The sequence below is a fragment of the Streptomyces cahuitamycinicus genome, assembly GCF_002891435.1.
Taxonomy (GTDB): Bacteria; Actinomycetota; Actinomycetes; order Streptomycetales; family Streptomycetaceae; genus Streptomyces; species Streptomyces cahuitamycinicus.
Genome location: NZ_POUC01000280.1, coordinates 1 through 10,779 on the forward strand (window position 1 = coordinate 1; position 10,779 = coordinate 10,779).

The 10,779-nt window shown below is 72.3% G+C and carries 7 protein-coding genes; 5 read left to right on the forward strand and 2 right to left on the reverse strand.

Translation table 11 applies throughout. From position 1 onward, the window contains the following. A partial coding sequence (locus C1J00_RS29325; RefSeq protein ID WP_245936553.1) for a hypothetical protein occupies positions 1-539 on the forward strand: 539 nt, incomplete at its 5' end. Between the two features lie 289 nt (positions 540-828). On the opposite strand, the gene C1J00_RS29330 is transcribed toward C1J00_RS29325, so the two are convergent. Continuing rightward, positions 829-1,440, reverse strand: a complete 612-nt coding sequence (locus C1J00_RS29330; protein WP_102912018.1) for a hypothetical protein — start codon at positions 1,438-1,440, stop codon at positions 829-831. Positions 1,441-1,752: 312 nt separating this feature from the next. Beyond that, on the reverse strand, positions 1,753-3,918 hold the full coding sequence (locus tag C1J00_RS29335; protein ID WP_102912019.1) for a RecQ family ATP-dependent DNA helicase: 2,166 nt from the start codon (positions 3,916-3,918) through the stop codon (positions 1,753-1,755). Between the two features lie 142 nt (positions 3,919-4,060). Between C1J00_RS29335 and C1J00_RS29340 the strand changes: the two genes are divergently transcribed. The 4 genes from C1J00_RS29340 to C1J00_RS47120 all read left to right on the forward strand — a co-directional run. Then, on the forward strand, positions 4,061-5,740 hold the full coding sequence (locus C1J00_RS29340) for a DUF4192 domain-containing protein (RefSeq protein ID WP_102912020.1): 1,680 nt from the start codon (positions 4,061-4,063) through the stop codon (positions 5,738-5,740). Positions 5,741-6,357: 617 nt separating this feature from the next. Beyond that, a complete protein-coding gene (locus C1J00_RS29345; RefSeq protein WP_102912021.1) occupies positions 6,358-8,277 on the forward strand; it encodes a glycogen debranching N-terminal domain-containing protein in 1,920 nt (639 codons plus the stop codon). A 129-nt stretch (positions 8,278-8,406) separates the two neighbouring features. Continuing rightward, positions 8,407-9,165 (forward strand): NUDIX hydrolase, encoded by a 759-nt coding sequence (locus C1J00_RS29350; RefSeq protein ID WP_102912022.1) that lies wholly within the window; start codon positions 8,407-8,409, stop codon positions 9,163-9,165. 132 nt (positions 9,166-9,297) lie between these two features. After that, positions 9,298-10,779, forward strand: a 1,482-nt coding sequence (locus C1J00_RS47120; protein ID WP_245936554.1) for an ABC transporter ATP-binding protein, incomplete at its 3' end; no start/stop codon positions are given.

Here is a 10,779-nt window from a genome sequence, read left to right on the forward strand (position 1 = left end):
GTCCCGTACCCGGCCCCCGCCCTGCGGCTTCGTCGCGTCCCGGTCGCCCCGGCCCTCTTCGGCCGACGCCGCCGGTGCAACGTACGCCGCGCGAGGTGGCCTCCAAGCCCGCTCCGTCGGGCCCCACCGCCGGTGCCGCCGCTCCGGTCGCCCCGCAGATCCAGCTGATTCCGGCTTCCGTGGAGGGGGCGCTCGACGCCGCCGAGGAAGCCGTGGACCTGTTGCTGGATTCCGGTCGTGCCCCCGGCGACGTGCTGGTGATCACGACCGGGGAGCAGCACCCGTGGGCCGCCCACGAGCTGTCCTTCGGCGAGACCTCCTACTGGGCCCAGCATGACGCCGGCGACGATGTCTTCTACACAGACGTCACCATCGCGGCCCGCGCCGCGTCGCGTCCGGTGGTCGTGGTCGCCGTCAACGGCGGTCCCGAGGCCGCAGCCGCGAGTGCCCTGTCTGCGGCCCACTCCCGGGCCGGTGCCCTGCTGATCGTGTGCGGCGACCCGCAGCGGATCAACTCGGTGCTGGGCGCGGGCGTTTGAGCCGACGCCATGGCGCTCCGCCAGGGCGCTGGGGGTGACTTCGGGCGCCGCTACGGCGGCGCCGCACGGCGGGCGGTTCACCGTGCCCGGAGGGTGGGAGATCGTGCTCGCTTGAGGCCTGACGGTCAGGGGAATGCTTCCGCTGCTGTGGCAGAGCGCCGTGCGTGCGGTTCGGCCAGGGTTCTGGTGCCGGTTCCGGCCGACCGCCCCGCGATCGGCGTGTGTCGTGCGGGGAGGCGTGGTCGACAGGCCGACAGCCCGGATCGGTGCGGAACGGTCCGCCCGGGACTCAGCGTGCCGCCGCTGCTCGGCGCAGAACCTCGGAGGCGCCGCCGGTGCGCGGTATGGGCGGCGGCGCCTCCGACGTGGCGAACGGCTCCGGTGCCGAGGCCGAGTGGGGGCGGCGCCCGCCGCGGCCCTCACCGAGGACCTGCCAGCCGTCACGGGTCAGCGTGATGTACGCACCGCAGCGCAGCCCGTGCAGGGTGCACGCGTCGCGCAGCCCCCACATCCACGCACCGTCCTCCTCCGTCCAACGCGCGTCTCCCTCACGGCAGTAGAGCAGCACCGCGGTGCGTACCGGCGTGCGGCGGCGCAGGTCGTGCGGGATGACCCGGCGCAGCTGCGCGAGGAGCGCGTTGCGGAACATCCAGCCGTCGGCCGGGGCCGGACGGCGCACGAACGAGGCACTCGCCCGCAGCCGCTCGTCCGGGTCGAGCACGGCGACGACAGCGGTCGCGGGCTGCGGGTGGTGACGGGCGTGCAGTCCGCTGACGATCTCACGAGGGTTGCGCAGGAGTGGGATCCCGGCGGCGGCCCATTCCGCGGGTTCGAGCAAGCGGTTGGCGGAAGCGGCGGACCTCGACGCCGCTGCCGAGGCCGGAGCGAATCCGAAGGTCACGGTCCTCCCTTCGGCTACGCGCCCACACTGCGGGCGGGGTCGGATTCCTGGGAGCGCGCACCGCAGCGAGGCCCTACCGGAGCGGCCGGCGAGCCGTGCGGGAGCAGACCTCAATTCTTCCTGTCGAACTTGAATGCGGCAACGAGCAATTGGGGCAGCAGACCGTTATCAGATGATGCGCGGCTAATATCCCCACCGTATGTGTCGCCGGACCACCCATGGGGCGTTCGAGCACGACACGTTCGTACGTCATGAGGGTGTTCGGCGTCCAGAGGCGTGCGCCGGGCAGCCGCCCCGACCCGTGGCTCGCCGTCAGCCCTGCACGGCCAGCACCAGCGGCAACACCCCCTGCGCGCCGGAGCGTCGGAGCATGCGCGCCGCGACCGCGAGGGTCCAGCCGGTCTCCGTGTAGTCGTCCACGAGAAGGACCGGGCCCTGGGCCTCAGCGAGGGCGGAGGCGAGGGCAGGAGGCACGGCCAGAGCCCCGTCGAGTGCCTTCAGCCGCTGGGCGCTGTTGCTCCGGGAGCCGGAGTGCGCGTCGCCGGTGTACTCGACGGCGCCCAGCAGCGGCAGCCGCCCGATCTCGGCGATGCGCGCCCCGAGGGAGCCGATCAGCTGCGGTCGGGTGCGCGAGGCGACGGTGACGACGCCGGCCGGGCGAGGACCGGCCTCCGGTGCGCCCGGGGCCCAGCCGCCGGGACCTCTGGCCCAGTCGGCCAGTACGTCCACCACGGCCTTCGCCACGTCGTCGGGCACCGGCCCGTCGGGGGCCTGGGGCGCGAGCATGGGCCGCAGCCGGTTCCCCCACCCGATGTCCGACAGCCGGCCCAGTGCACGCCCCGTCGCGGCCTGTTCGCCGGCCGGGATGCGCCCCTTGAGCTCCACTCCGATCGCCGGCAGCCCGGTGGGCCACATGCGTCGGGGCTCCACCTCGACACCTGCCCGGCCGAGGTCCACACGCGCGGCGTCGAGCGCCTCCGCGGACATGTCGGCGGTGAAGCGCGGACCCGCGCAGTTGTCGCAGCGACCGCACGGTTTGGCGGCCTCGTCGTCCAGTTGCCGCTGCAGGAACTCCATGCGGCAGTCGGTTGTCGACGCGTACGCGCGCATGGCCTGCTGCTCGGCGTCGCGCTGACGTGCCACCCACGCGTACCGCTCGGCGTCGTACGTCCAGGGCTGCCCGGTCGAGATCCAGCCGCCCTTGACGCGCTTGACCACCCCGTCCACGTCGAGGACCTTGAGCATGGTCTCCAGGCGGGAGCGGCGCAGCTCCACCAAGGGCTCCAGGGCGGGCAGCGACAGGGGCTTCTCCGCATGCGCGAGAATGTCGAGCGTACGGCGCACCAGGTCTTCCGAGGGAAAGGCGAGCGACGCGAAGTACTTCCAGATCGCCTCGTCCTCCTTGCCCGGGAGCAGGAGCACCTCGGCGTGCTTCACGCCTCGTCCCGCGCGGCCCACCTGCTGGTAGTAGGCGATGGGGGAGGAGGGCGAGCCCAGGTGGACCACGAAGCCCAGGTCGGGCTTGTCGAAGCCCATCCCGAGCGCTGACGTGGCGATCAGGGCCTTCACCTTGTTGCCGAGCAGATCCTCCTCGGCCTGCTGGCGGTCGGCGTTTTCCGTCTTGCCCGTGTACGACGCGACCGTGTGCCCCCGCTGTCGGAGGAAGGCGGTGACCTCCTCGGCGGCGGCCACGGTGAGGGTGTAGATGATTCCGGACCCCGGCAGCTCGTCGAGGTGCTCGGCCAGCCAGGCCATGCGGTGCGCGGCATCCGACAGTCCGAGGACGCTCAGGCTCAAGCTGTCCCGGTCCAGCGGGCCCCGGAGCACGAGGGCGTCCGAGCTGCTGCCGGTGCCGAGCTGTTCCGCGACGTCGGCCGTCACGCGCGCGTTGGCCGTGGCGGTGGTCGCGAGCACCGGAACACCGGGTGGGAGATCGGCGAGCATGGTGCGCAGCCGGCGGTAGTCCGGCCGGAAGTCGTGGCCCCAGTCGGAGATGCAGTGGGCCTCGTCCACCACCAGGAGCCCCGTGGCGGCCGCGAGGCGGGGCAGCACCTGGTCCCGGAAGTCCGGGTTGTTCAGCCGTTCGGGACTGACCAGCAGGACGTCCACCTCGCCGGCGGCGATCTCGTCCTGAACGGCTGCCCACTCCTCGGTGTTGGAGGAGTTGATGGTCCGGGCGCGAATGCCGGCCCGAGCCGCCGCCTCGACCTGGTTCCGCATGAGCGCGAGCAGCGGGGACACGATCACCGTCGGGCCACTGCCCCGGGCCCGCAGCAGCGAGGTAGCCACGAAGTAGACCGCGGATTTTCCCCAGCCCGTGCGCTGGACGACCAGGGCACGGCGTCTGTCGGCGACCAGCGCCTCGATGGCCCGCCACTGGTCCTCGCGCAGCCGGGCCTCTCCCGGGACGTCCCCGACGAGACGGGCGAGGACCGCGTCGGCAGCCGCCCGGAGTTCCGCGTTGCTCGTGTGCTCCATGCGTTACATACAACAGGACTGGACTGACATCCGGAGCGGCGCACCGGTACCTGTGGACGCGGCGGCCCGGGACTGACGTGTTCCTGATCGGACTTATCCACAGGGTCAAGCGGAGGTTTGGGTTCCGCGAGATCGTCTTCGCATGACGAACCACAGCGAAACGACCGGATCCCCCGAGAACGGCGACATCACCGGGCCCGAAGCGCAGGGCGGGCAAGAGAACGGTGAACAGCAGAAGGCGGCGAGCGACGCCTCCCGGCAGCACGCATCCAGCCCCGCCTACGACAGTCACGGCGGCGAGCACCAGGTCACCCTGCGCACTCCGGCCGAACTGGCCGATGCCCTGCCGTACCTGCTCGGATACCGCCCCGAGGACAGCATCGTCCTGGTCGCTCTGCACGACAGCGACGGACGCGGGCGGTTCGGAGGGCGGGCCCGTCTCGGTATCCCCGCGAACGCGGACGACTGGCCGTCCGCGGCCCGGCAGCTGTCCCATGGCCTTGTGGCGGGCAGCGAGCGCCGAGGCGCACGGCCCGAGTCGATGGTCGCCTTCCTGTGCCAGGAACCGGAGAAGGGCCAGACCGGCAGGCAGGTGATGGAGCGGCTGAGGCCTCTGGCCCAGAGGCTGCGCGTCGAGTGCGGTTCCCTCGACGTGGTGGTGGTCGAGGCGCTGTGCATCTCGGATGGCCGGTACTGGTCGTACTGCTGTGACAACGCGACATGCTGCTCTCCCGAGGGAGCCGCCATGGGCCTGCCCGGCACCTCCGTGCTGGCCGCGGCGGCCACCTACGCCGGTATTCAGGTGCGCGGCACGCTTCGGGAGCTCCGGGCCAGGCTGCTGCCCTGGGAGAACGCCGCGGCCCTCGAGCAGGAGGCCGCCCTGGACACCGCCAGCATGGCGTTGGTGCCGAAGATCCTGGACGACGCGGGCCGTGCCGTCGTGGCCGACGAGACGCTGGAACTGGCCGGGAGGATCCTGGACCGCTTCGCCGAGGCACAGCCCGTGACCGGCATGCTCCTGGCGGATCTCCGCGACGACGAACTGCTCGGGCACGACGAGGCCGCCCGATTGATCCTCGGCCTCCAGGACCGGGCGACCCGTGACCGCGCGGCCGAGTGGATGGAGGGCGAGGAAGCCGGACGCGCCCTTCGCCTCTGGCGGACACTGGCTCGGCGCTGCGTCGGGCCCTACGGAGAGCATGCCGCCGCGCCGCTCACCCTCGCCGGCTGGGTCGCCTGGTCCACCGGCGACGAACTGGAGGCCCGCGAAGCCCTCGCCATGGCCCTGGGCGCCGATCCCGACTACCTCTTCGCCCGGCTTCTGCACCAGGCCTGCAACGAAGGTCTCGACCCGGAGTCGATCCGCAGCTGCCTACGGTCCGAGCGAAAAGGCCGTGGGTCCGCTCTGGCTGATCTTTTGGAAACACAGGCGGACAGTGACGAGTCCGACGGACGCGAGACGACCGCGGCGCGCGAAGAGCCACACGACAAGCCCTCACCGGCAGCGATGCCGTCACGCCGTCGCCGTCGCTCCGCTCCTGACGGCACCGCCGGAGCCGCCTCCGGCCGTACCCGCGCGGAAGACCGTGACACGGGCGCCCGGATTCCCCGCCGGCGTCCATCCGCGGGCAGCACACACCCTGCCGGTGTCCGCGAAACCGGTTCTCGTCCAGGCCGTGCGGCAAGTGCGAGTACAGCTCGATCGGGACGCGTGCGAACGGGCGGCCTGCGTGCGCGCACGTCGCAGAGGGCAGCCATGCCCGACCGGGACACGGGCCAGGAAGGTCTAAAGCCCCGCCATGACAAGGACGGCGAGGAGTGAGCCCTCGCCGGGAGGCTTCGAGGTTCCTGGGGCCGGCCCCAGGGCGTGACTCGGAGGACGGTCGCGCCGTTCACCTGAGTGGCGGTACGGCCGCACGTGCCATGACGCCGCACTGCCCCTGCCCCGTCGGACCTTTCCGGCACCGGCGCCGAACCCGATCGAGGCGCACCGAGCGCAGAGGAAGCCACCCCATGCAGCAGCCGACTCCGCCCGCCGCCGACGACCGCCGCCCCCAGGGTGGTCCGCCACCTCTCGGACCCGGCCTCGGCCCGCCGGGGGCAGAGGTTCCGCGGGCGGGGGACCAGGCCGTCCCTCCGCGGCCGGCGGCACGTCTCGACGGATACGGGCCGCGGTTCCCCGGCAGCACGTCATACCCCTCCGCATCCACCGGACCCGACTCGCGCCCGCCCTCGTCACCCCGCCCGGGCCGATCGTCTCCCCGATGGGCGGGCCAGCACCGTCGCCCGGGTGCGGGGTCGGGATACGGCTCAGTCGCACCGCCCTTTGCTCAGGGACGGAATCCCTCATCAGGGTGGCACACGTCTGCGCCCCCGCCCCGGGGAGCAACCATCCCTGGACTGCGCTGGTCCGCCGAGCTGCCCCCCGCCCACACCGCGATGATCTGTGTCGCCCTTCCCGGACTGGCCATCTCGACCGAGGAAGGGCAGCTGACCGGCCGCGGACTGGAGGGCTTCTACCGGGCCGGCCGACGCGCGCTCTCCCGGTGCGAGATCCGCGTCGCTGGACGCGAACCCCTCGCGGTACAGGCCCGGATGGCCTCGGCCGACCGCGCCAGGTTCGTGGGCACACTCCGCACGTCACCCCAAGCAGGCCCGGACCCGGACGTGATCGTGGAACGCAACCGCTTCGCTGACGGCACGGAGCGGATCACCCTGCACAGTGCGGCTTCCCGCCCACTGCGGCTGCCGGTCGAGATCGTCCTGGGCACGGACCTCGCCGATCTCGGGGCGATCGCCTCCGGGAGTGCCGGGCCCGAACTCCCCGCCAGTGTCCACGGCTCCGGCCTGCGCTGGTCCTGCGCCACCGGCAACGCTTCCGTCACGGCCGAACCGCCTCCCGCGGACGCCCTTGCTTCGACCGGGCTGCTGCGGTGGGAGCTCGACCTGCCACCCGGTGGCAGCAGAACCGTCGAACTGCGGGTGCGGCCGGACGGTGCAGGGCCCCTCCGAGCCGTGGGACGAGCGGCGACCAGCCCGCTGGCCGCCGCGCATGCGGAGGGCGACGACCTGAGAGTCCCCGCGCTTCTGCGGACGAGCATCGAGGACCTCCAAGCCCTCCTCCTGCGTGATTCCGCGAACCCCGCCGACACCCACCTCGCGGCCGGGGCGCCCTGGCGTTGCGGTCTGGCCCCCGCCGACGCGCTCATCGCCGCCCGGATGGCACTGCCGCTCGGCACCGGTCTCGCCGCGGGAACGCTGAGAATCCTCGCCCGGACACAACTCCCCGGCCCCGGAGCACAGTCGGGAATGATTCCAGGCCCCAGACGGGACGCCGGGCCGCACCTTCCGCCGCAGTGCACCGGAACAGAGGCCACCCTGCTCTTCCCCGCCCTGCTCGCCGAGGCCCGCCGCTGGGGTCTTTCAGAACAGGACACGGAAGAGCTGCTGCCCGCCGCCGAGAGCTGCCTGACCTGGCTGCGGACCACCGTGGGTGACGGCCCGTACCTGCACGACGCGAACCAGGGCGGGCCCGTCCGCTGCGAGACGCAAGCCCACGCCCACCGTGCCGCGCTGCTCGGCGCCGACCTCCTCGACGCTTGCGGCCGGGAGGGGGGAGCGGCACTCCGGCAGTGGGCGCAAACCCTGCGGACCGCATTCCGAGAGGACTTCTGGATCGAGGACCGCGGGGGCGGCCGGCCCGCGGCAGCCCGCCGGCCCGACGGCAGCCTGGTGCCCCACCTGGGCGCCGCCGCCGTGCACCTCCTCGACACGGGTCTGCTGGGCGGGGGCGAGTCGGCACCCGGCCTGCTCGACAAGGCCGGGACCGAGCACCTCGCCCGGCTGCTCGGCAGCCCGGTCATGGACTCGGGGTGGGGCTTGCGCGGCCTGGGCGCGAAGGAACCGGGATTCAACCCGTTCGGCCACCGCGCAGGAGCCGTAAGGGTCCAGGAGACGGCACTGGCCGTAGCGGGACTGGCCGCCGCCGGCTATGAGAAGGAAGCGAGTTCGCTGCTGCGCGGCGTACTCGTGGCTGCCGAGACCTTCTCCTATCGCCTGCCCGAGATGTACGCGGGGGAGCAGCGTACGGAAGGGGGCGCTCCGCTCCCTCACCCGGCAGCCTGCCGCCCCGCGGCCACAGCGGCGGCTGCCGGAGTCCTGCTGCTGACCACCCTCGCCGGTGTCCGCCCCGACGCCCCGGCCGGGACGGTCACCCTTCGTCCCGTGCGCAGTGCGCCCCTCGGGGAGATCGGGTTCACGGGGCTGCGCGTGGCAGGTGCCCCGTTCTCCGTGCGGGTCAGCCGGCTGGGACTCGCCATGGTCGAGGAAGCGGCCGACGAGCTGCAACTGGGGGTGTGACGTGCGACGACGTGCCACTTCAGGACCGGAGGGCAGCGGGTGCAGGCCATACTGGACCGAAGTGGATCAGTAAGCGACCGGACTGGCGAAGGGAGTGTTTATCGTCAAGCAGACGACTATGATCGCCGCATGCCCTACGACCCGTCAGCGTTTCCGCCTTTCGCCGTCACCGTGGACCTGGTCGTGCTGACCGTGCGCCGCCATGCCCTGTGTGCGCTGGCGGTACGCAGGGGTGAGCCGCCGTTCCAGGGGCGCTGGGCGCTCCCCGGCGGTTTCGTACGGGCCGATGAAGACCTGGCGCAGGCCGCGGCACGCGAGCTGGCCGAGGAGACGGGACTGCGCGTCCACGACCCGTCCGTCCCGGCGCAGGACAACGGCGCGCATCTGGAGCAGCTCGCCACCTACGGAGATCCCAAGCGCGACCCCAGAATGCGGGTCGTCAGCGTCGCGCATCTCGCTCTCGCCCCCGACCTGCCCCCGCCCAGAGCAGGCGGGGACGCCAGCAACGCGCGGTGGGCCCCGGTCGAGGAACTGCTGCAGCAGGGCGGCTACGGGCGTGACACCGAGCCGGTCGCGCCGCTCGCCTTCGACCACGCGCAGATCCTCGCGGACGGAGTGGAGCGAGCCCGCTCCAAGATCGAGTACTCGTCGCTGGCCACCGCCTTCTGCCCGCCCGAGTTCACCGTCGGGGAACTGCGCCGTGTCTACGAGGCGGTGTGGGGCGTGGCGCTCGACCCGCGCAACTTCCACCGCAAGGTCACGGGCACACCCGGATTCCTCGTTCCCACCGGTGGGACGACCACCCGCCAGGGCGGACGCCCGGCCCAGCTCTTCCGTGCCGGTGGCGCGACGCTGCTCAACCCCCCGATGCTGCGCCCCGAGGTGTGAGTGGAGGGCCGGATGCGTACGGCGACGGGCCCGGAACTCGACTCGCCCGCAGCCCGGTCGTGGTGAGGATCTTGCCTGAGGCGAGCCTTGCGGTGACCGAAAAACCGGACATAGCGCGTTATCTTGCTGCGGATGATCCAGGCCTTCGGATTGACCAGCAACCCCCGCAGAGAGCTTCCGCCGGCAGCCGACGACGTCTCCTTCGAGGCGCGGGCGGGCCGCATCACCGTGCTGCTCGGAGCGCCGGGCGCCGGCAAGACGACGGTTCTCAGACTCATGCTCGAACTTCAACCGGGTCGCGGCATCACCCACTTCCGCGGCCGCCCCCTGCACCGCATCGCTCACCCCTCGCGTGAGGTCGGCGTGTTGCTGGGCGACGTGCCGGGGCACCCGGCCCGCACCGTCCGCAGTCACCTGCGCATGTTGTGCGCTGCCGCCGGAGTCCCGGTCCGGCGTGCCGATGAAGTCCTGGAGGCGGTCGGGCTCGTGAGCCTGCGCGACGAACGCCTCGGCACCCTCTCCCGCGGCATGGACCGCCGCCTGGGCCTCGCCTGCGTCCTCTTGGCCGACCCGCACACCCTCGTCCTCGACGATCCGGCCGGCGGACTGTCCACTCGCGAGAGCACTTGGCTGCACGGCATGTTGCGCGCCCACGCGGCCCAGGGCGGCACGGTCCTTCTCACCACAACCGACCCCAAGGGGGCCGCGCGCATCGCTGATCGCGTCGTCACCCTGGAACAAGGCAGGCTCGTGGCCGACCAGGAGGTCGCGGAGTTCTCGCGCACCCGCCTCCGCCCCCGTGTCGCCGTACGCAGCCCGCATGCGGCCCGTCTGGCAGCTCTCCTGGCCAAGCAGGCCCGCACCTCACAGCGCTCCGTCGAGGTCGTCCGAGAGAGCGGCAACCGCCTTTCGGTGTACGGCGGTACCTGCGCGGACGTCGGCGAGATCGCCTTCCGCCACGGCATCGTGGTTCATCAACTCGCCGACGAGATCGGAGACATGGGGCCAGGCGCGGGCCTCCCTCGGACAAGTGGGCCGTATGGCCGCAGTCTCGCCGCATCGGAGCGCTTGACCGGCACGCACCGGACGGCCCGTGCGCCCCGGCCCGCAGGAGCAACATCGTCTCTCGATCCGTCGAGGCCGTTCGAGACCGACCCCACGGCCTTTACGACCGAGCCGCGGTCCACGCTTGAGCCGGGGTCTGCGTCAGGCGCATCAGAGCAAGGTGCACCAGAGCGATGCGGCCCAGAACAGGGCGCATCAGAACAAGGTGCGCTGGAACAATGCGCAGAACAAGGCGCACCAGAGCAACGCGCATCAGAACAGGGTGCACCCGAGCAAGCCGCGGAGTCGTCCCCCTCCTCCGCAGACCCCGCGGTCGTCTCCGGCGAGCCACGGCCCACGCTGGAGCCGCGATACCCCATGGGCGCGCCGGAACCGGTCACAGACGAGCCATCGCCTTGCTCCGGGCATCCGCACTCTGCCGCCGAGCCGCATAAACTCCTGGACGCCTCCTCGATCAACCAGTCAGGCAACTGCCCTCTGGAGACCGCGCCCTCCCTGCCGCCCCCGCTGCTCACTGCCGGCAGCCGCGCAGCTCGCACGCTCGACGCC